The organism is Plantactinospora sp. WMMC1484 (assembly GCF_049315195.1).
GTDB lineage: Bacteria > Actinomycetota > Actinomycetes > Mycobacteriales > Micromonosporaceae > Plantactinospora.
In genome coordinates, this window is the sequence record NZ_CP186055.1 from 6,380,432 (window position 1) to 6,399,936 (window position 19,505).

The window sequence follows — 19,505 nt, forward strand, 5'->3', positions numbered from 1 at the left end:
GTCCACCCTGGACCGCGGGAGGTTGCCCGACACGCGGGATGCGGTTCGGTGTTCACGCGACCGTGCCGAGGGCGCGACCGGCCAGGACCAGCCCGACCGAGAGCACCAGTCCGGCCGTGCCGACCGGCGCGGCGGACCGGAGTACGGCCAGGCGCCGGTGCCACCGCCGGAACAGCCGGCGGCCCGGACGCCGCTGGTCCCAGCGCTGTCGCAGTCGCACCACCAGCAGACCCGCGGCGGTGAGCGTGGCCGCCATGCCGGCGCCGTAGCCGAGCACGAGCAGCACACCGAATCCGGTACGCCCGAGACCGATCGCGCCGAGCAGGATCACCAGGGCGGACGGGCTGGGTACCAGGCCACCGGAGACACCGAGCCCCAGGATGCCGAGTCGACTCGGTCCGTGGTGATGGTGATGGTGATGGTGATGGCCATGGCCGACATGTGCGTCGTGGGAGTGGACGGCGGCGTGGGAGTGGACGGAGGCGTGGGAGTGGGAGTGGGAGTGGGAGTGGACGGGGGCGTGGGAGTGGACGGCGGCGGCGGGGTGCGGGCGGTTGCGGCCACGGCGGCGCAGGTCGAGCAGCATGCTCGCGCCGACCACTGCGATCAGGCCGCCGCTGACCACGCCGAGCCAGCCGAGGACGGTCTCGCCGACCAGCCCGGCCACCGTGGTCAGCAGCAGGCCCAGGACCAGCACGCCGCCGGTGTGCGTGAGCGTCACCGTCGCGCCGACGGCGACCGCGTCCCTGGGCCGCCCGGCCCGACCGGCGAGGTAGGCGGCCATCGCCGTCTTGCCGTGGCCGGGCAGCGCGGCGTGCGCCGCACCGAGCACCAGGGCGAGCAGCACGGCCAGCATCCCGACCAGCGGCGTCAGCTGCCGGCTGCCGGCGAGGTCACGCAACCGCCGCTCCGCACCGGCGGTCCAGCCGGCGCCCTGCGAGGCGCCGGAGGCGATCGTCGGCGCGCCGGGCCGGGCCGCGCCCGTCACCGTGCCACCGCCGCCGGTCCCCGGCTCCACCCGCAGCCGCGCCGACCGCACGTCCGGCGGCGAGCTGAGCAGATCCTCCGGGTACGCCCGCAGCCCACCACTCAGGTCCCGCGCCGGGAGCGGAGAGTCGACGATCCGGACCCCGTGCCCGGCGGCGGTCAGTTCGCGCCAGCCGACCCGGTCCACCCGGAACCGGTTCACGATCTCCACCGTCGTGGCCGACCCCAGTACGATGCCGGCGGCCAACCCGCAGCGCAGCCGGCTGGTGGGCAGGCCGGCGCTGCCGGAGGCGTACTCGAAGGCACTGTCGTCGAGCGTCCAGCCGAGCCGGCGGCCGGCGACGGTGACCTCGAAGTCCCGGGCGAACCGGCCGCAGGAGGCGGTCGCGTGTGCCGCCCGCTCCGGCCCGCTCGCCGTGCCGTCGCCGTCCGCGTCGACCGTGCCGGACTCCTGCGCGGTCGGCAGCTCGGCGAGGTCGATCTCGGCGGCGATCTCGATCCGGTCGGTGTGGAGCCGCACCGCAGCGAGCTGGTTGACCGAGAAGTTGCCGAGCGGGTGGGCGTCGGCCGGGCTCGGCGGTGCGGCGACGAGCCCCAGCGACACTCCGAGGCAGAGCCCTGCCAACGCCAGGCACGCAATGCGTCTCATGCCGAGCCCAGCCTCTCCAGGGTGCGCACGACGGTCGGCGCGTCCACGGGTGAGAAGTACGGGTTGATGTCGAGCGCCCGCCGCAGGTGCCGCCGGGCCTCGTCCCGGTTGCCGAGGGCCAGCTCGATGATCCCCCGGTGGTACGCGTACCGGGCGTCGCGGGCGCCCAGCGACTCGGCGCGGCGGGCGTAGCCGAGCGCCTCGGCGTCGCGCCCGTTGGCGTGCAGGGCCAGGGCGAGTGCGTCGGCCACCTCGGCGAACTGGCGCCGCTGCCACTCCCGGCGGGCCAGGGTCAGCGCCTCGGCCGGGCGCGACCGGGCCAGTGCCACGGCGACCCCGGCAAGGTCGTCGGTGCCACCGCCGGCCATGAAGAGCCGGTGTGCGGCCTCGGCCAGGCCGCGCTGGGCGTCGGCCTCGGCGCTCCGGCCGGCGGCGTCGAGCAGGTCGGCGTGCTCCAGCAGGTGGTCGGTGGTCGGAGAGCGACCGGTCAGCTCGGCGTAGCCGGTGAGGGCCTGGTCGAGCCGGCCACGTGCGGCGGCCACCTTCGCCCGCCCGCGCAGCAGCGGCGGATAGCCGGGGTCGGCGGCCAGGCCGGCGGCGTACTCCCGCTCGGCTCCGGCCAGGTCGCCGGAGTGCCACGCCAGTTGGCCGAGCTGGTGGCGGCAGAAGGCGATGTCGGCGGGGTCGAGGGCGAGCGCGAGGGCCTGCCGCAGCAGGGCTGCCGCCTCGGTGGTCCGGCCGCGCTGCTCCCGGTCGTAGGCGGCCCGGGTCAGTGCGGGCACCCCGGGGCGGAGGTCGAGCAGGGCCTGCACCGCCACGGTCGCCTCGTCGGCCCGGCCGAGTTGGGTCTGCGCGTCACCGAGCACCGCGTACGCCTCCGCGCTGTACGGGTTGATCCGCAACGCCTGCCGGGCGTACCCGGCGGCGGCGGCGAAGTCGTGCCGGGCGTTCGCCAGGGCGCCGAGTCCCGCCAGCGCCGGGTCGTTGCGGTCCGGCCGGAGCGCGAGGGAGCGGCGCAGTGCCCCCTCGGCCCTGCCGAACCAGCCCGGGTCCGCGCTGATCCGGGACTGCTCCAGGTACGCCGTGCCGAGCGCCGCCCAGGTCACGTGATCGCCGGGGACCCGGCGGAGCTGTTCCTGTGCCCGGTCGATCGTGGCGGCGAGCCGGTCGACCCGCGACCCGACCTCGCCGGCGACGGGTGTCGGCTGCTCCGGCGGGCGGAGTCCGCCCAGCGCGCCGGCACCGAGCAGCAGTGCCGCCGCCAGTCCCGAGACCAGCAGGGACCGGCCGCCGATCCGTGGTAGTCGCCTCATTCTCTTCCTCCTCCGGTCTCGTGCCCCTGCGACGGCGCTACAGCGGTCGGGTCGGGTCGGAGTCGACGGGGGCGGGACGTCGGCGCCAGCGCAGCCAGCCGACCACCAGCAGGGTGCCGAGCGCGGCGGCGACCCCGGCCAGGCCCCAGGCGACGGTGGTGGCCACCGCCGTCGCGGGGGTGTCGGCGCCGTCCCGGCTGGCGAGCCCGGCGAGGCTGCCGGGGGTGGCCGAGGGGTCGGCGGGCCGCGCCGAGGCGGTCGCCGGCGTGTCGGCGGCCTTCCCCGGGCCGGCTCCGCCGCCGGCTCGGGAGTTGACCGCACCGACGTTCGGCAGGGCCAGGTATGGGAAGGAGTCGCCGAAGCCGTTGTCGTTCGCGTCCACCCGGTCCCCGGCGGCGAGCGCGTCGACGAGCTTGCCCGTCTGGGCCGCGCCCTGCACCGCCTGGAGCGCGATGTCGACGGCGTCGTCGGTGAGCCGCCGCCCGTTCGGGAAGCCCTGCAGGTCGCCGCCGAGCACGCCGAGCCGGTTCGGTGCCTCGGCCACCGGTGTCGACAGGTTCAGCCGGAGCATTTCGGCCGGGCGGAACCGGCTCGGCCGTACGTCCTGGTTGTTGAGCTGGGAGTTGAGGTCGAGCTTGATCGGGCCGTCCGGCGTCTTGGTGGTGATCCCGGTCAGGAAGATCTCCACGAGGTCCTGCCGGGGCGTCGCCGGAGCCGGTACGCCGTAGATGCTCTCGACCAGGCGCGGCAGCTCGGGGTTGGTGACCCGGGCCACCACCTCCGGGATGGTGGCGTCCTTCTCCGGGGGCAGGGAGTTGAAGGCGTCCTTGAGACCGGCCGGCACCACCACCTCGTTGACCAGCGGGTTGCCCAGCCGGGAGACCTGCACCCGGTCACCGCCGCGCGGCACCCCGCCGATCCGGCCGGAGATCCGCACCCGGGGCCGGTCCGTGGTTGCCCAGACGCCGATCACCGGGTTGCGCTCCGGGTCGCCGCCGAGCGCCACGTCCGAGAACGGCACCTGGAGGGCGATGCTGTTGACGTTGTAGCCGGCCAGGGTGTCCCGACCGGTCTCGCTGAGGTCGCCGCCGTAGAGCAGGTCGAAGACCCGCAGGTCCAGGAAGAACGGGTCGTCGGCCTGGCCGGCGAAGACCTTCCAGCCGCCGGGCAGCGTGACCGTGGCGTCCCGGCGCAGCTTGGCGTAGTCGGGCATGGCGGCGTTGCCGACCCGGGACGGTGCGACCAGCCCGCCGCTGACCCGGGTGGTGAACGGCCCTCCGTCGAAGGAGGACTCCAGCCGGTAGGTCTGCCGGAACAGCAAATTCTCGTCGTCCAGGCTGGTCACCGGGCCGTTGTTGTAGAGGAACGTCGAGTTGCCGCGCCGGTCGACGTTCTGGAACGTCCACCGGAACGTCGCGTCCGGCCTGGCGTCGCCGTCGTTGTCGACCTTGATGTTGTACGCCGCGTCCGTGGCGAAGGGATAGAAGTTCGGCCCCCCGTCCGGCTCCTCGAACGGTGTCCAGTTGGCGATGAACGTCAGGTAGCCCGGACGCTCCGGACTGACGAAGGCGTAGAGGTCGGTGTTGTCGATCGCCGGGTCCGTGGCGACCAGCGGGGCCTCGCGGTGGCTGGACGCCCCCGCGGTGCTGGGCCCGAGTCCGGCCACGGCACCGGCGAGCACGACGCAGGTGGCGGCGGCGAGTGCGCCGGTCACCCGCCGGATGGGCCCCGGCCGCGTGGCCGGCCCGGATGTGGTGGTCATCTTTCCTCCCGAACGTGGGGCGACGGTGGTGTCGTCTGCCCGGCGTTCGGAGGGAAGGGTGTTGTCGACGGGTCGTTGTGAGATTGCCGTCAGCCACCCATCCGTCCTGGCGGGTGGCTCCGAATGGTCAGCTCCGGCGACGGCGGCGCCGGGGACCCTGTTCGTGCTCCTGCAACTCCTCGACGACCTGGCAGGCGTTCTGCATCGGGTCGAGCTGGTCGGCGTGTAGCGCCACCCGCTGCAGCAGCTCCTTGAAGGCCGACCGGTCCTGCCCGAGTACGGCGAGGATCTCGGTCTCGGCCTTGGCGAGGGCGGCGTGCCGGTCCTGCCAGAGCGCCTGGCCGGCCTCGGTGGCGACCACCCGGCGGCTGCGCCGGTCGGCCGGGTCGGGCTGGCGTTCGACCAGGCCAGCGGCTTCCAGGTCGTCGATCAGATAGGTGAGAACCGTCCGGTCGATGCCCAACTGCGCGGCCATCGCGCCCTGGTTGTTTGCCAGGTGCTGACTCGCCGAGGCGATGACCTGGTAGCCCCGGGGGCCACCGGGGACATCGCCGACGATCTCGTCCGCCGCCCGGAGGTAGCGACGCATGATCACTCCGAGCGACCAGGCGAAGTCGTTCTTGAGCAACTCGGCCGCGATCTGTCCGCCACCGTCCGAGGAGGGGCCGGCAGATGGCGCGGGAGCTGCGGCGTCGGGCACGTGACCAGCATACCCGCCCGAAAGATTATCCCTGCACAAGATCTTCTGTAGTACAGATGAGTAGAATCGAAGATAATGTAAATCACAGTCATGCTGCTTTGCAGGCCATCTGTGGCTAATTTGGTCTGACATACAGAACTTCTACCGGAGGTCGCAGTGAGCCTGTTCCGACTCGACGCCAGCATCCGCGGCGAGCAGTCCATCAGCCGGGCCGTCGCCGACACGGCCGAGACGGCGTGGACCCGTACCCATCCGTCCGGGCTGATCACCCGGCGCGACCTGGTCGCGTCGCCGGTGCCGACCGGCACCTGGATCTCGGCGGTCACCGCCGGGTTCGTCCCGCCCGAGCAGCGCACCGAGGAGCAGGCGAAGGCCGTCGCCCTCGCCGCGACCTACGTCGACGAGCTCGTCGCCGCCGACGCCTACCTGCTCGCCGTGCCGCTCTACAACTGGGGCGTCTCCCAGCACGTCAAGTCCTGGATCGACGTGCTGCTCACCGATCCCCGGCTGGCACCCGGCCAGGAGTCGCCGGTACGCGGCCGGCCGGCGGCGCTGATCGTCACCCGGGGCGGCGGCTACGGCCCGGGTACGCCCAAGGAGGGCTGGGACCACGCGACGCCGTACTACCGGCGGATCTTCGGCGACCAGCTCGGCCTGGACCTGCACGTGAGCGAGGTCGAGCTGACCCTGGCCGAGGTCACCCCGGCGATGGAACCGCTGCGGGAGCAGGCCCGCCGCAATCTCGACGCCGGGCACGCCTCGGCCGGCAAGCACGGCGAGCTGCTGGCCCAGCACGCCCTCGGCCTGGCGGCCTGACCAGCCGCGATTCGGCGACGGGTGCGGGGCGGACCCGCCGGACGGCCGGCGTCACGCGTGCGGGGCGGCCACCGGGCCCGCCCCGCACGCGCCCGCCCTGCCGCTGCGTAGGCTTGCTGCCCGTGCTGATCCTGCTGCCCCCGTCGGAGGGAAAGAGCGCCCCCCGGACCGGCCGACCGGTCGACCTGACCGCGCTGAGCCATCCGGCGCTGCACCCCGGTCGGGGACGCGTGCTGGACTCGCTCGTCGCGCTCTGCGCCGGGCCGGACCGGGACCGGGCCCGGCAGGTGCTCGGGCTCAGTCCGGGTCAGGACGGGGAACTTGACCGCAACGCCCGGCTACCCGCCGCACCGGCCCAGCCGGCCGGCCGGGTCTACACCGGGGTGCTCTACGACGCGCTGGGCCTCGGCACCCTGCCCGTCCCGGCGCGGACCCGGGCCCGGCGCTCCGTCCTGGTCTGCTCCGGCCTCTGGGGCGCGGTGCGGCTCGACGACCGGATCCCGGCGTACCGCTGCGCGATCGGGACGAATCTGCCCGGGGTCGGCGGGCTGGCGGCGTACTGGCGAGGGCTGCTCGACCCGGTGCTCACCGAGGCGGCCGGTGGCGGCCCCGTCCTCGACCTCCGGTCCAGCGGGTACGCGGCGATGTGGCGCCCGTCCGGGCGGCTGGCCGAGCGCACGGTGACGGTACGGGTGCTGCACGAGCAGGTGGTGGCCGGCGTGCTCCGGCGCTCGGTGGTGAGCCACTTCAACAAGGCCAGCAAGGGTCGACTGGTCCGCGACCTGCTGCTGGCCGGTGCGACACCCCGGTCGGCCGGTCGGCTGGTCGAGGCGCTGCGCGATCTCGGGTACACGGTCGAGGAGCAGCCGGTGGTCGCGGGCCGCCCCCGGCAGCTCGACCTGGTGGTCGCCGAACTCTGAGCCACCAGCGTCGGGGCGAACGGCTAGGATTCGGCTCGCCGTCAGCAGCCTGCGAACCCGCTCCGGGAGTGACCGTGCCGCACCAGGAATCCGCACCGTCCGGTATAGACAGCACGCGGATGAGCCATGCCCGCGCGTACGACTACGTGCTCGGCGGCAAGGACAACTTCGCGGTGGACCGGGAGGCGGCCAGGCAGGTCATCGCGCTCGCCCCCGACCTGCCGGCCCTCGGAAAGGCCCAGCGGAGGTTCCTGCTCCGGGTCACCCAGATGTGCGCCGAGGAGGGGATCAGGCAGTTCCTCGACATCGGCGCCGGCATCCCCACGGCGCCCAACGTGCACCAGTCGGCGCGGGAGATCGTCCCGGACGCGCGGGTGGTCTATGTGGACAACGACCCGATCGTCTTCGTGCACAATCAGGCACTGCTCTCCCCGGACGACAACGTCGTCTCGATCCAGGCGGACGTCCGGCGGCCGGACGAACTCCTGGCGGCGCCGGAGGTCCAGCAGCTCATCGACTTCGACCAGCCGGTGCTGCTGCTCTTCATCGGCCTGTTCCACCTGGTGACCGACGCCGAGGACCCGGCGGCGATCGTCGCGCGGTTCCGCGAGCGGATGGCGCCGGGGAGCTACATCTGCATCTCCCAGTTCTGTGCGGACGGCAGCGACCCGGCGGCCAGGGCCAAGCTGGAGGAGATTTCGGTGAACTCGCCGGCTCCGATGACGTTCCGGCGGCGGGAAGAGATCGAGCGCTTCTTCGACGGCTTCGAGCTGCTGCCGCCCGGGGTGGTCGACGTGCAGCAGTGGTGGCCGGACGAGAACGCACCGCCGACCATGCTCAAGGTCGCCGCCGGAGTCGGCCGGAAGCGATAGACCGGCAGCCGGAAGCGGTCAGGCACGGCTGAGCGCGAGTTCGGCCAGCACCTCGAGCATCGCGGTCACCGCCGGGGCGCGGAAGGCCGGCGGGGCCGTCGCCGCATACAGCCGGCGGGCCGGCAGCACCGGGGTGGTCGGCCGGAGCACCACGTCGCGCCGCACCGCCACGGCGGCGAGCGTCGGCATGAGCATCACGCCGACACCGGCCGCCACGAGTGCCTGCTTGCCGGTCCAGTCGTCGCACCAGAAGCCGATCCGGGGCGCGGCGCCGAGCGCCTCGGCGAGCGGGGTCACCGGCCCGAGGCAGTCGGGATGGGCCCCGTCGATCCAGGTCTCGTCGCTCAGCTCGGCCAGCCGTATCCGGCGGCGCCGCGCCAGCCGGTGCTGGGCCGGCAACACGACCATCAGCTCCTCGTCGAGCAGGGGAACCAGGTCGACGCCGTCGAGGGCGAGTCGGGCCGGTTCCGCACCTGCCGGGGCGTTCCGGGCCGTCTGGGGCTCCGCGTAGAGGTGCCATTCGGTCACCAGGGCAAGGTCGATCCCGCCCTCCTGCACCGCCGGCAGCAGGCCCATCTGGTCCAGTTGCCGGAGGCTGAGCGTCACGCCGGGATGGAGCTGTCCGAACCGGCGGACGGCCTCGGGCACGAAGTGGGTGTTGGCGCTCGGAAAGGCCGCCAACCGCAGCTCCCCGGACTCCAGCTCGGCGAAGGAGGCGAGCCGGGCCTCCAGGGCACGCAGCCGGGTCAGACTGTCCCGGGCGAGTTCGATCGCGACCGCACCGGCCGGGGTCGGCCGGACCCCCCGGGCGGCCCGGGTGAAGAGCCGCACGCCGAGCCGCCGCTCCAGGCCGGCGATCTGCCGCGAGACGGCGGGCTGGGTCAGCGAGAGCGCCGAGGCCGCCGCCGAGAACGAGCCGCGGTCGCCGACCGCGAGGAGCACCTGTAACGACCAGGGATCAAGCATGCGTACAGCTTATGGCTGGCCCAAGCAACCCGCAGTTGTCCGTATGGGTCGTGGGGCCGACGCTTGACCCGTGGAGGTGGTCGGAACCGCAGGGTGGCCGGGCTCGGGCCCGGGTGCCTGCGGCTGCCGGCCCGGCCCGTCCGGAAGGGGACCGAGGATGTACATTGTCAACACCGACCAGGCCGAGGCGTGGAACGGGCCGGAGGCGGTCAACTGGGCCGGGCTCAGCGAACGCGACGACCCGGTGAACGGTGCGCTCACCGAAATCCTGCTGACCGCCGCCGGAATCCGGCCGGAGGACCGGGTCCTCGACGTCGGCTGCGGCACCGGTGGGACCACCCGGCTGGCGGCCCGGCTGGCCGCCCCGGGGCGGGTCCTCGGCGTCGACCTCTCCGCGCTGCTGCTCGACCACGCCTGGAACACGGCGACCGCGGCCGGCATCGACAACGTCGAGTTCGAACAGGGCGACGTGCAGGTCCACTCCCTGCCCGGCAACGGGTTCGACGTCGCGATCAGCCAGTTCGGCGTCATGTTCTTCGCCGACCCGGTGGCCGCCTTCGCCAACATCCGGTACGCGCTCCGCCCCGGCGGCCGGCTCGCCTTCGTCTGCCCGCGCGACATGGCCGAGAACACCTGGTACGTGGTGCCGATGTCAGCGCTGCACCCGGGCCGGACCGTGACCGAGCTTCCCGGGTCGGCGATGTTCTCGCTCGCCGACCCGGCTTGGCTGACCGAGGTGCTGAAGCGGGCCGGCTTCACCGACATCCGTACCCGGCCGGTCGACGCCCCGATGGCGTTCGGCCCGGACGCGGGCGCGGCGGCCGACGGGTTCCTCGGCTCGGGGCCGGTGCTGGCCGTCCTGCAACGCGCGGACGGGCCGACCGCCGAGGTCGCCCGGCAGCTCCTGGTCGAGGCGCTGCGCCCGTACGAGGAGCCCGACGGGGTACGCATTCCCGGCGCCCACTGGCTGGTCACCGCCGCTCGACCGTAGCCCGGCTATCTGCCCTGCCCGTCGTATGGTCAGCCGTCCCCGGTCAGAGCCGCGCGCACTGCCCGGTCGCCGGGCCCCGCACCGTGTTGGGCAGCCCGTTGCCGACCGGCGCCGGGTCGTTGAGCAGGCAGGAGAGCGGCCCGTCGATGCCGCTCGCCGCGACCAGCGCCCCGGCGTTGCCGATCAGCAGCACCGGGCCGTCGACGTCGACCCGCTCGATGCCGACGTTGCCGGAGGTGCCGACCACCGAGACCGGACCGCCGACCTGGACGTCCCGCAGCACCACCTCCGCCGCGCCGACCGCCGAGACCGGGCCGGTGATCCTGCCGCCGTCGACCCGGAGCGTGGCACCGGCACGCACCACCACCGGGCCGGTGACGGTCGCCCCGCTCAGGCAGACCACTCCGGTGGTGACGGTGAGCGGGCCGGTGCGCCGGCCGGTCACCGTCGACGTGCACTCCGCCGCCGGTTTCGCCAGCAACTCCACCTCGGCCAGCGCCGCCGGCCCGCCTGTCGAGCCGGTCGGTGTGAGCCGGTAGTGGCCGTACCGGCCGGGGTGCTGCACGGGGAAGGCCCGGGTCTGCGACCGCCAGGCGAAGGTCTCGTCCGACCGGCTGTCGAGCACCGTCCAGCGCCTGCCGTCGTAGGAGCCGGAGAGCGTCCAGCCGGTCGGGTCGCCCGCCGCCGCCTGCGAGGTGAGGGTGTAGTGGGTGACCAGTTCCGGCGCGCCGGAGACGGTCCAGGTGACCGGGGCGGTCAGCGGCGCCTCGGTCGCCGAGGTGTCGTCGGTCAGCGCCGCCGCTCCACCCTGGACGGTGATGTCGGCCAGCGGCCGGGGCGGGGCACCGGGCGGGGTCAGCGAGGTCGGCAGGGCCGCCTCCCCGGTGCCCCAGGTCGAGGGCGCCGGACCCATCCGGAAGTCGAGCACCGCGCCGTCGGCCAGCTCCGCGTGCGAGATCGAGGTGCGCTGGTACGGCACGCCGTCGACCGAGAGCCCCTGCACGTAGACGTTGTCGGCGCTGTTGTCCGGGGCGTTCACCACCAGTTTCCGGCCACCGGGCAGGTGCACCGTCGCCTTGCGGAACAGCGGCGACCCGATCACGTAGTCGGTGCTGCCCACCTGGAGCGGATAGATGCCGAGTGCCGCGAAGAGATACCAGGCGGAGGTCTCGCCGTTGTCCTCGTCCCCGGCGTAGCCCTGGCCGATCTCGCTGCCGAGGTACATCCGGGACAGCACCTCCCGGACCAGCGCCTGGGTCTTCGCCGGCTGCCCGGCGTAGGTGTACATCCACGGGATGTGGTGCGAGACCTGGTTGCTGAAGCCCCACATGCCCATCCGGACGTCCCGGGCCTCCACCATCTCGTGGATCGTGCCGCCGTAGGAGCCGGGGAACTTCGCCGTCTCCGGGGTGGCGAAGAACTCGTCCAGCTTCTCCGCCAGCCCGGCCCGGCCACCGTAGAGGTTGGCCAGGCCCTGCCCGTCGTGCGGCACGTGGAAGGCGAAGTTCCAGCCGTTCGTCTCGGTGTAGTCGTGGTCGTGGCCCCAGACCCGGGGGTCGTACCCGTCCGGGTCGGACTTCCACTCCCCCGCCGCGTCGCGGCCCTGGAAGAACTCCACGTTCGGATCGAACATGTGGATGTAGTTCTGGGCGCGGTTGCGGAAGTATTCCGCGTCGGAGCGGTAGCCGGCCCGCTCCGCCTCGGGGGTCGTCGGGTCCTCGGCGAGCGCCGCCGCCATGTTGGCGATGCCGAAGTCGTTGATGTAGCCCTCCAGCGCCCAGGAGACGCCCTCGGAGACCGCCGACGAGGTGTAGCCGGCGAAGATCGAGGTCTGTAGGCCCTTCCGCCCCACGCTGGTGTTGTTCGGGTTCGCGCCGGGCGGCGCCACCGTGGCGTTGCGGACCGCCGCCCGGTATGCGGCCCGCGCGTCGAAGCCGCGGATCCCCTTGACGTACGCGTCGGCGAAGGCGACGTCCGAGCTGGTCCCGGTCATCAGGTTGGCGTAGCCGGGCGCCGACCACCGGGAGACCCAGCCGCCGTCGCGGTACTGCTGCACGAACCCGTCGACCAGCTCACCCGCCATTTCCGGACTGAAGAGGGTGTACGCCGACCAGGTGGTCCGGTAGGTGTCCCAGAAGCCGTTGTTGACGTACACCTTGCCGTCCACCACCTCGGCGCCGGTCTCGGTCGGCGTGGAGCCGATCGGGATCGACGAGGTGGCCGAGGACTGCACGGCGTGCCGCCAGCGTGGCTCGGCCGGGGTGCCGACGTTCTCGTGCGCCGAGTTCGGATAGAGGAAGAGCCGGTAGAGGTTGGAATAGAGGGTGACGAGCTGCTCCTCGGTGGCCCCCTCCACCTCGACCACCCGCAGCTTCTCGTCCCAGAGCCGCTGCGCCCGCTCGCGTACGGCGTCGAAGGTGTCGCCCTGCGGGATCTCGTGCCCGAGGTTGCGGCGGGCCTGCTCGACGGAGATCAGCGAGGTGGCGATCCGGAGTTGCAGCTGCTTCGAGCCGCTGGTGTCGAAGCCGAGGTAGCCGGTCACGTTCGCCCCGCCCCCGCCGGTCAGCCGGCCGCTCGCCGCGACCGGGCGGTCGACCACGCCGTAGACGAACATCCGGGTGGCACCGTTGGAGAGGCCGCTGCGCACGTCGGTGTAGCCGGTGATCTCACCGGCGTCGGGGGCGAGGGTCAGCCCGCCGTTGTTGTCGACGTTGTCGAAGATCAGGTTGCCCCGGTCGCCGGGGAAGGTGAACCGGAAGATGGCCGCGTGGTCGGTCGGGGCGATCTCGGTGACCAGCCCGTTGTCGAAGGTCACCCCGTAGTGGTGCGCCCGTGCGGTCTCGTTCTCGTGCCCGAACGGCAGCGCCCGCGCCGCCCGGTTGGCGTTCGGCACGCCGTCGGCGACCGACGGCATCACCTGGAAGGTCTGCCGGTCCCCCATCCACGGGCTCGGCTCGTGGCTGACCGTGAACGCCTGTATCGTCGACCGGTTGTCCGCGTTGTTGCCCTGCTGGTAGTCGTAGAGCCACCGCAGCGAGCCGGCGTTGGTCATCGGGGTCCAGAAGTTGAACCCGTGCGGCACGGCGGTGGCCGGGATGTTGTTGCCCCGGGAAAAGCCGCCGGTGGAGTTCGTCCCCCGGGTGGTCCGGACATGGTCGGAGGGCCGGTCGTGCTCCGGCCCGTCCGGGTGGGCGGTGACCCGGATGTCGTCGATCCAGCCGTTGAAGACGCCGGGGCCGGTGGTGCTGTCGTAGCCGACCAGCACCCGGACCGCCCGCCTGCCGGCGGCGACGTCCCCGATCCGGGAGCGCTTCAGGTTCCACTGGTCGGCGTAGAGCGACTTCGCCGCCCCCTGCGCCTGCGGGTTCAGCCCGAAGCCGTACTGGTCGACGGCGCCCAGCTCGCTGAGGTAGCTACCGTCGTCGAAGGCGAGGTCGACGGCGGCGTAGGTGCTCGGATAGTCCAGGTCCTGGGCGGTCAGCTCCGGGAAGATCACGTACGACAGCTCGGTCTCCGGCGTGATCGCCAGATCGACGTCGAAGACCCGGTTGTACGCGTACCCGCGCCCGTCCACGGTCTGCCCGCCGGAGTACTGGAAGGCGTGGCGCCCGGTCCAGCCGACGTTCGGCTTCATGGTCGGCCCGTTGACCGGACCGCCGCTGACGAAGCCGCGCATGTCGGTGACCGGCGGCGGGGTGGTGTCGCCGTCGGAGAGCTGCCACTCGGCGAGCTGGGTGATGCCGCCCCCGGCCACGGCGGTGACATCCAGCCGGTAGTAGCGGTAGGCGGTGGTGTTGTCGAGGCGGTACTCCCGGGTCTGGAACCGCTCCGCGAACTCCTGGCCGGTCCGGCTGTCCAGGTCGGTCCAGCTCTCGCCGTCGGCGGAGCCCTGTAGCGTCCAGTCGCGCGGGTCCCGCTCGGGGGCGTCGTTGGCCGAGGTGAGCGCGTAGTGCACGATCGCGACCGGCTCGTCGAAGCGGACCCGGACCCAGCCGGCGGAGGCGAAGACCAGCCACTTGGTGCTGACGTTCTGGTCGACGACTCGGGCGGCGGTCTCGTTCGGTGGGTTCTCGCCGCTGCCGGTCACCTCGGTCACCCGGTCGGTGAGGTTGCCGGGGATGCCGGTCACCGGGCTGCCGGTCACTCCCGACATCCGCTTGCGTCCGGCGGCGTCGACCTCGGCGCTGTTCGTCCAGGTCGGCTGCGGGTCGGCCGGCTCGAACGAGGAGTGGAACTCGGTGCCGCCGGGTGGTGCGGCGAGCGCCGGCAGGGGGCCTGCGGGCAGCACCAGGCCGACCGCGACGACGAGCGCCACGGGCATGGTGCGGCGGGACAGCAGCATGAGGGTCTCCCGTGGGGGTTTGGTCGGGTTGGGACGGACACACCCGACTTGAGATCCACTCAAGCTCCGGCGGAGATGTCTGTCAAGGCCCGGAACCGCCCCTGCTGACCGGAATCAACGGCCCCGGCGGCCCCAGCCGGAATGCGTCTGCCGGGCAGCCTGTCGAGCTGGGTGCATGAACGGGGCACGCGGCATCGGCTCGCCGACAGGGACGGAGCTCGGGACTCTCGACCGACTACCCGCGCCGGCCGACTCCGGCGACGAACGCCCGCCATGCGGCCGAGCCGAAGGCCAGCGCCGGTCCCTGCCGGTCCTTGCTGTCCCGGACCAGGACCCGACCGGGGAGGTTGTCGGCCACCTCCACACAGTTGCCGCCCTGCCCGTTGCTGCGGGCGGACGTCCGCCAGCGCGGACCGTCGATCAGCTCCATGACTCCGCTGCTTCCGTGATGAGTTCGAGGGAGGGGCGTGCAGGTAGAGCGTACTCGCGGATCGCCTCCCAGACCTCCTCCAGCGCGGCCACCCGCTCCGGGTCCTCGACCACCCGACCGTCCAGCGGATCGTCCAGGAAGGCCACGCTGCGGCCGTCCACGGTGGCCAGCGCCAGCGGCCCGTTGAGCCCGGGATAGGCGCCCACCGAGGCCGGCACCACGGCGACGCTGACGTTCGGCAGGGCGCAGGCCCGGACGATCGCGTGCAGTTGTGCCGCCATCACCTGCGGCCCGCCGACGGGCCGGCGCAGCACCGCCTCGTCCAGCACGGCGAAGAGCCGGCACGGCTGGTCCTCCCGGCGCAGCACCTCGGCGCGGGCGAGCCGGGCCGCCACCGTGGCGTCCAGATCCGGCACCCGGGTGCCGGCGTCGCCGAGAACGGCCCGCGCGTATTCCTCGGTCTGGAGCAGGCCGGGCACCACCGCCAACTCGAAGCTCCGGACCATGGTGGCCCGCTGCTCGTACTCCAGCCACGGCCTGATGAAGGTCGGGCTGGCGGAGTGGGCCCGCGCCTCGGCGGCCGACTCCTGGAACAGGTCGCCGGAGTCGAAGACGGTGTCGAGATGTAGCGCCGTGTCGGGCTGCGGGATCAGCCGGTTGGTCTCGAATTTGGCAATGAGCGACGTCGAGACGTGTAACCGTTCGGCAAGCTGTTCCTGGGTTATCCCGGACCGGGAACGGGCGAACTTGAGAATTCTTCCCATTCCTGTGCTGTGATTCGGCATTCCTCACCTTTCCCGGAGCGCGATGTCGGGCTCGTCAGCTATGTTGCTGGCTGCTTATCTTCCGCCTTCCGGCGCCTGAAGTCCAAGGTGGAACTCAAGCGCACCGCCGGTTTCCCTAACGCCCATCACAAGCGGAGCGCCCACGGGGGTGGCTGCCTGTGTTGCGGAGCCTGGCGCCACCCCCGGCCCATTTCGACGACGGGAGAACAGCATGCCATTCGGTCGAGGGATCAAGCCGTATCACCGCCGGGACTGGCGCAGACTCTGGCGATACTGCCGCTGTGGCTATCGGTGGCGCTGCCCCGACTCGGTCGAACTCGTCCCGATGCCGTACGCCCCGCAGGTGCCGCCGCTGACGAATGCGAAGTACCGGGCCGCCATGCGCGCCCAGGCACCGCGATCCGGGGCCCTCGACATGTTGAACGCCGTGGCCACGCCGACCCGCCCCCGGTCGCGGAACACCCGCTCGAATCCGTGGCGGAGCGCTGCCGCCGGCCCTCGGCAGACGGAACGGGTTGACGCGCCGGCACGTGGGCGCTCGCGCCGTGTCCGGTACGCCGAGCGAGCCGACCGAATGTAGTCGAGGTCGGATGTGGTCGAGGTCGGATGTGGTCGAGGTCGGATGTGGTCGAGGCCGGATGTGGTCGAGGCCGGATGTGGTCGTCGGGTGGGTCGGATCGGGAGAGCCGGCCCGACCCACCCGGCGGCCGTTGCTGCCGACCGGCGGCTACCAGGCTCCCGTCGTCGGCCTGTCGTCGCGGGGCGGCTCCACCGGACTGGGACTCCAGAGCGGCTGGCGGCGGCTGGCCTCCTCATCCCGCTCCGCCGGGTCAGGTGCTTCCGCTGCTGCCGCGGGCGGCTCCGACGCGGCAGGCGGCTCCGACGGCTCCGCCGACTCGGATGCAGCCGGCTCGACAGACTCGGTGGTAGTCGGCTCGACAGACTCGGTGGTAGTCGGCTCGACAGCGTCGGACGCAGTCGGCTCGGTGTCTGCGGCGGTTGGCTCCGCCGGGCTGGACACCTCGGTCGGCCCGGCAGAGGTCGGCGCCTCCACCGGATCGGCCGAACTGGACACCTCCGCCGGCTCTGCCGCGGCGGGGGTCCAGGACGGCTGCACGGGGTGGGAGGTCTCGGTCGGCTCCTCCGCCAGGCTGGAGGCGACCGCGGGGGTCAGCGCCGCGGCCGTCGCAGCCGGCGCGACAGCGGGAGATGACCACGGCCCGGTGGCGGTGACGGGCGCTGCCGCCTCCACCGACTTGGGCGCCTCCACCGACTTGGGCGCCTCCGGCGGCTTCGGAGCCTCCGCCGGCTCCTCGGTCTCCGCCGGCTCCTCGGTCTCCGCCGGCTCCGACTCCTCGTCGCCCGCCTCGGAACTTTCCTGGTCGGAGTTCTCCTCCTCGGAGCCTCCCTCCTCGGAGTCCTCTGCGGCGTTCGCCTCCTCCTCTGCTTCCGCTTCCTCCTCTGCTTCCGCTTCCTCCTCCTCGCCGTCCCCGGACGCGTCGCCTTCCTCGTCGTCCTCCTCGGCCCCTACTTCCTCGCCATCTTCTTCCTCGTCGTCTTCGTCGTCCTCGTCGTCCTCGTCGGTGATGGCGGCCGCTGCGTGCGGATCGCGCCAGGAGAATTCGATCTCGATGGAGAGCTCGCTACCGTCGCGCTCGATCTCCAGCTCGCAGTGAACCCGTTCGCCGACTGTGACGGCGCCGGCAGCGCCGTAGTAGACCTTCCCGCCGGTCTCCAATTGACTGGCCAACAGGCGCAGCCAGCCGGCCAGGTCCTCTCGTGCCACCATCCGCTCGTCCTCGTAGATTTCCATGGCGGATATGCTCGCACTCCACAGGGGACCAGTCACTGCTGGGTGTTCACCGCACGCGGTGGTCGTGTGCTCGCAGGAACGCCGATGGTTCAACCCCGTCCCGATGTCCAATACCGTCCGCGCATCGCCGAGCGCCGCCGGGTGAATCATGACGACTTGTTGCACCTGGAACGACAACAAGTCGTCATGATTCACCCGGCCGCCGACGCGACCACCGGTTCGAAGCGCAGGAAGGAGACCGCCGGCATCGGGAGCGGGAACTCCACCGTGCAGGTGCCGTCCACCGCCGGCACCACCTGCTCCGGCCGGTACTCGTCAAGCGTGTCCCGGCCACGCAGCACCTCCCACTGCTCCTCCGTCGGCCAGTCGCCGCCGCCGAGCTCCTGCCAGGCCCGGACGATGTTGGAGTGCTCCGCGTCGAGCCGCCAGTGGCGTACCCGATAGGAGTCGGCGGCCAACCCACGGGCCTCGACCCGGACGTTGCGGCCCAGCCGATGGTCGCCGCCGGCCTTGGACTGGTCCAGGGTGCCGTTCCAGACCAGCACCGTCACCGCGCCGTCGTCGTCGCGGGCGGCCCACGCCTCGACCAGGCTCTCCGCGCCGTCCCCGGCCAGGGTCTGCCGCAACTCGTGCTCGGCGAGCCGGTCGGCCAGGGCGAGCGCCCAGAACCGGGGCTTGCGCAGGTTGCCGACGGTCAGCAGACCGAAGCCGCCGTGGAAGAGCCGGGACGGCCGGCCCAGTTCCTCGAAGTGGTCGGAGGCGACCCAGTACGCGAGCGCGTCCACCCGGTTGGCGGCCGAGTGCATGCCACGCAGCAGAAAGGCGGCGGCGAAGACGTCGTCGCTGACCGGGTTGAAGTGGGTCGGCGTGACACCCCACTCGGTCCAGAGAATGCCCAGGTCGGGACGGCCGTGCCGGGCGCAGACCGGGCGGAAGTCCAGCGGCGGGGCGCCGTAGGTGTGCGTCGAGACGAAATCGATCGGTGCGCCGGAGACATCGACGTGCTCCAGCAGCTCACCTACCCAGCCGGCGGCGGCCGAGGCCGGACCGCCGACCGTCAACCCCGGGTCGACCTGCCGGACGGCCTGGACGGTCACCTCGTAGAGGCGCATGAACTCGGCCCGGGTGCCGGACCAGAAGACCTCCAGGTTCGCCTCGTTCCAGACCTCGAACGGCCATTGCCGCACCTCGTCCCGGCCGTACCGGTCGATGAGGTGGGTGACCAGGGCGCGGATCAGGTCGGCCCAGCGTTGCCAGTCCCGGGGCGGGGAGATGATCGCCCCGTACGCGAAGACGGTCTTCGTCGGGTCGCTGGCGAGATCGCGGGGCATGAACGACAGCTCGACGACCGGGCGCAGGCCGAGCGCCAACACCCGGTCGTAGACCTCGTCCACCCGGCCGAAGTCGTGCACCGGCACGCCGTCGACCTCGCGGTAGACGCCGAGGTCGTCGCAGAGGATCGCGTGCGCCCGTACGCTGCTGACGCCCAGCTCCGTGCTCATGATGCGCAGCGCCTCGGCGAGTTCCGCACCGATCGGACGGCCGCCGGTCGTCTCCGTGTTGAGTAGGTGGCTCAGGTGCTCGGAGCCGATCATCGGGCGCCACGGCCGATGCAGCGGCCGGGTCGGGCCGTCCGCCTCGACCGCCACCCGCACCAGCGGGTCAGCTCCGGCGGCGGCAGCTCGACCGTTGCCGGTCGCCGACGGAGCGGATCCGTCGAAGGAGGCCGCCCGGACCGCCGCGGAGAGCGGTCCGGGCTGGTCGACGTCGCGCAGCGCGGCAACGGCGTACTCGTAGGGCTGGCCCGGCTCGCCGGTGGTGTCCGCGTACGGCGGATGCGGCACCGCCAGTACATCACCGCCGTGATGGTCCAGCACCCTCGGCGGCTCGTCACCGGCGGACCGGTACACCTGGTATCCGATGGCGCCCGGCACCGGTGACCAGTCGAGGGTGACCTGACCCCGCCCCGGCGTCGCCCGCAGCCCGTCGGGAGCGTGCAGGCCGCCCGCGGTGCCGGGACCGTCGTCGGCGGTGCCGGTCCGGCGCCGGCCGATCCGGTCCTGCCAGTCCGCGCGGGCCCGTTCCGCGTCGCCAACGCTCTCCGCGTCGCCGATGCTCGTCGTCTCTTCGTTCATCCCTGCGTGATCCTTCGTGTGGCG

Annotated in this window: 15 protein-coding genes; 4 read left to right on the forward strand and 11 right to left on the reverse strand. The window is 72.7% G+C overall.

The genetic code is table 11. The features are described 5' to 3' along the window. Positions 1 to 52: 52 nt before the first annotated feature. The 4 genes from ACN28C_RS27435 to ACN28C_RS27450 all read right to left on the reverse strand — a co-directional run bounded on the left by ACN28C_RS27435 (position 53) and on the right by ACN28C_RS27450 (position 5,411). A complete protein-coding gene (locus ACN28C_RS27435) occupies positions 53 to 1,636 on the reverse strand; it encodes a hypothetical protein (protein ID WP_422770401.1) in 1,584 nt (527 codons plus the stop codon). Further along, positions 1,633 to 2,949, reverse strand: a complete 1,317-nt coding sequence (locus ACN28C_RS27440; protein ID WP_422770402.1) for a tetratricopeptide repeat protein — start codon at positions 2,947 to 2,949, stop codon at positions 1,633 to 1,635. Before ACN28C_RS27440 ends, ACN28C_RS27435 begins: the two co-directional genes overlap by 4 nt. Before the next feature lie 37 nt (positions 2,950 to 2,986). Next, on the reverse strand, positions 2,987 to 4,711 hold the full coding sequence (locus ACN28C_RS27445) for a DUF4331 domain-containing protein (RefSeq protein WP_422770403.1): 1,725 nt from the start codon (positions 4,709 to 4,711) through the stop codon (positions 2,987 to 2,989). A gap of 127 nt (positions 4,712 to 4,838) precedes the next feature. Further along, on the reverse strand, positions 4,839 to 5,411 hold the full coding sequence (locus tag ACN28C_RS27450) for a MarR family winged helix-turn-helix transcriptional regulator (protein ID WP_422770404.1): 573 nt from the start codon (positions 5,409 to 5,411) through the stop codon (positions 4,839 to 4,841). 156 nt (positions 5,412 to 5,567) lie between these two features. Here ACN28C_RS27450 and ACN28C_RS27455 point away from each other — a divergent pair, with 156 nt between their 5' ends. The 3 genes from ACN28C_RS27455 to ACN28C_RS27465 all read left to right on the forward strand — a co-directional run bounded on the left by ACN28C_RS27455 (position 5,568) and on the right by ACN28C_RS27465 (position 8,019). Next, the gene (locus tag ACN28C_RS27455; protein WP_422770405.1) at positions 5,568 to 6,227 is read left to right on the forward strand and encodes an FMN-dependent NADH-azoreductase; all 660 of its coding nucleotides are present in this window, start codon (positions 5,568 to 5,570) and stop codon (positions 6,225 to 6,227) included. 122 nt (positions 6,228 to 6,349) lie between these two features. Continuing rightward, positions 6,350 to 7,147, forward strand: a complete 798-nt coding sequence (gene yaaA / locus ACN28C_RS27460) for a peroxide stress protein YaaA (RefSeq protein WP_422770406.1) — start codon at positions 6,350 to 6,352, stop codon at positions 7,145 to 7,147. A 74-nt stretch (positions 7,148 to 7,221) separates the two neighbouring features. Beyond that, complete coding sequence (locus ACN28C_RS27465) at positions 7,222 to 8,019, forward strand: SAM-dependent methyltransferase (RefSeq protein WP_422774829.1); 798 nt, start codon at positions 7,222 to 7,224, stop codon at positions 8,017 to 8,019. Between the two features lie 18 nt (positions 8,020 to 8,037). Here ACN28C_RS27465 and ACN28C_RS27470 read toward each other — a convergent pair whose 3' ends face one another. Then, positions 8,038 to 8,985: a LysR family transcriptional regulator gene (locus ACN28C_RS27470; RefSeq protein ID WP_422770407.1), complete on the reverse strand. Its 948-nt coding sequence runs from the start codon at positions 8,983 to 8,985 to the stop codon at positions 8,038 to 8,040. A gap of 157 nt (positions 8,986 to 9,142) precedes the next feature. Here ACN28C_RS27470 and ACN28C_RS27475 point away from each other — a divergent pair, with 157 nt between their 5' ends. Continuing rightward, the gene (locus ACN28C_RS27475) at positions 9,143 to 9,976 is read left to right on the forward strand and encodes a class I SAM-dependent methyltransferase (RefSeq protein ID WP_422770408.1); all 834 of its coding nucleotides are present in this window, start codon (positions 9,143 to 9,145) and stop codon (positions 9,974 to 9,976) included. 43 nt (positions 9,977 to 10,019) lie between these two features. Here the strand turns inward: ACN28C_RS27475 and ACN28C_RS27480 are convergent, their stop codons facing one another. From ACN28C_RS27480 to ACN28C_RS27505, 6 genes are all read right to left on the reverse strand, one after another. Next, positions 10,020 to 14,318: a GH92 family glycosyl hydrolase gene (locus ACN28C_RS27480; protein ID WP_422770409.1), complete on the reverse strand. Its 4,299-nt coding sequence runs from the start codon at positions 14,316 to 14,318 to the stop codon at positions 10,020 to 10,022. 235 nt (positions 14,319 to 14,553) lie between these two features. Beyond that, the gene (locus ACN28C_RS27485) at positions 14,554 to 14,748 is read right to left on the reverse strand and encodes a DUF397 domain-containing protein (RefSeq protein ID WP_422770410.1); all 195 of its coding nucleotides are present in this window, start codon (positions 14,746 to 14,748) and stop codon (positions 14,554 to 14,556) included. Next, complete coding sequence (locus ACN28C_RS27490) at positions 14,739 to 15,512, reverse strand: helix-turn-helix domain-containing protein (protein WP_422770411.1); 774 nt, start codon at positions 15,510 to 15,512, stop codon at positions 14,739 to 14,741. Before ACN28C_RS27490 ends, ACN28C_RS27485 begins: the two co-directional genes overlap by 10 nt. 306 nt (positions 15,513 to 15,818) lie before the next feature. Further along, entirely contained in the window at positions 15,819 to 15,995 is a 177-nt protein-coding gene (locus tag ACN28C_RS27495; RefSeq protein WP_422770412.1) for a hypothetical protein, read from the reverse strand. Positions 15,996 to 16,260: 265 nt separating this feature from the next. Next, positions 16,261 to 17,541 carry an amphi-Trp domain-containing protein gene (locus ACN28C_RS27500; protein ID WP_422770413.1) on the reverse strand — a complete coding sequence of 427 codons (1,281 nt, stop codon included), beginning with the start codon at positions 17,539 to 17,541 and terminating at the stop codon, positions 16,261 to 16,263. Continuing rightward, positions 17,538 to 19,481 (reverse strand): GH39 family glycosyl hydrolase, encoded by a 1,944-nt coding sequence (locus ACN28C_RS27505; protein ID WP_422770414.1) that lies wholly within the window; start codon positions 19,479 to 19,481, stop codon positions 17,538 to 17,540. Before ACN28C_RS27505 ends, ACN28C_RS27500 begins: the two co-directional genes overlap by 4 nt. Positions 19,482 to 19,505 lie beyond the last annotated feature (24 nt).

Bases quoted from the DNA above. Each gene is read 5' to 3' on its own strand.
- ACN28C_RS27435 (WP_422770401.1), bottom strand. From the start codon at position 1,636: ATGAGACGCATTGCGTGCCTGGCGTTGGCAGGGCTCTGCCTCGGAGTG.
- ACN28C_RS27440 (WP_422770402.1), bottom strand. From the start codon at position 2,949: ATGAGGCGACTACCACGGATCGGCGGCCGGTCCCTGCTGGTCTCGGGA.
- ACN28C_RS27445 (WP_422770403.1), bottom strand. From the start codon at position 4,711: ATGACCACCACATCCGGGCCGGCCACGCGGCCGGGGCCCATCCGGCGG.
- ACN28C_RS27470 (WP_422770407.1), bottom strand. From the start codon at position 8,985: ATGCTTGATCCCTGGTCGTTACAGGTGCTCCTCGCGGTCGGCGACCGC.
- ACN28C_RS27475 (WP_422770408.1), top strand. From the start codon at position 9,143: ATGTACATTGTCAACACCGACCAGGCCGAGGCGTGGAACGGGCCGGAG.
- ACN28C_RS27480 (WP_422770409.1), bottom strand. From the start codon at position 14,318: ATGCTGCTGTCCCGCCGCACCATGCCCGTGGCGCTCGTCGTCGCGGTC.
- ACN28C_RS27485 (WP_422770410.1), bottom strand. From the start codon at position 14,748: ATGGAGCTGATCGACGGTCCGCGCTGGCGGACGTCCGCCCGCAGCAAC.
- ACN28C_RS27490 (WP_422770411.1), bottom strand. From the start codon at position 15,512: ATGGGAAGAATTCTCAAGTTCGCCCGTTCCCGGTCCGGGATAACCCAG.
- ACN28C_RS27505 (WP_422770414.1), bottom strand. From the start codon at position 19,481: ATGAACGAAGAGACGACGAGCATCGGCGACGCGGAGAGCGTTGGCGAC.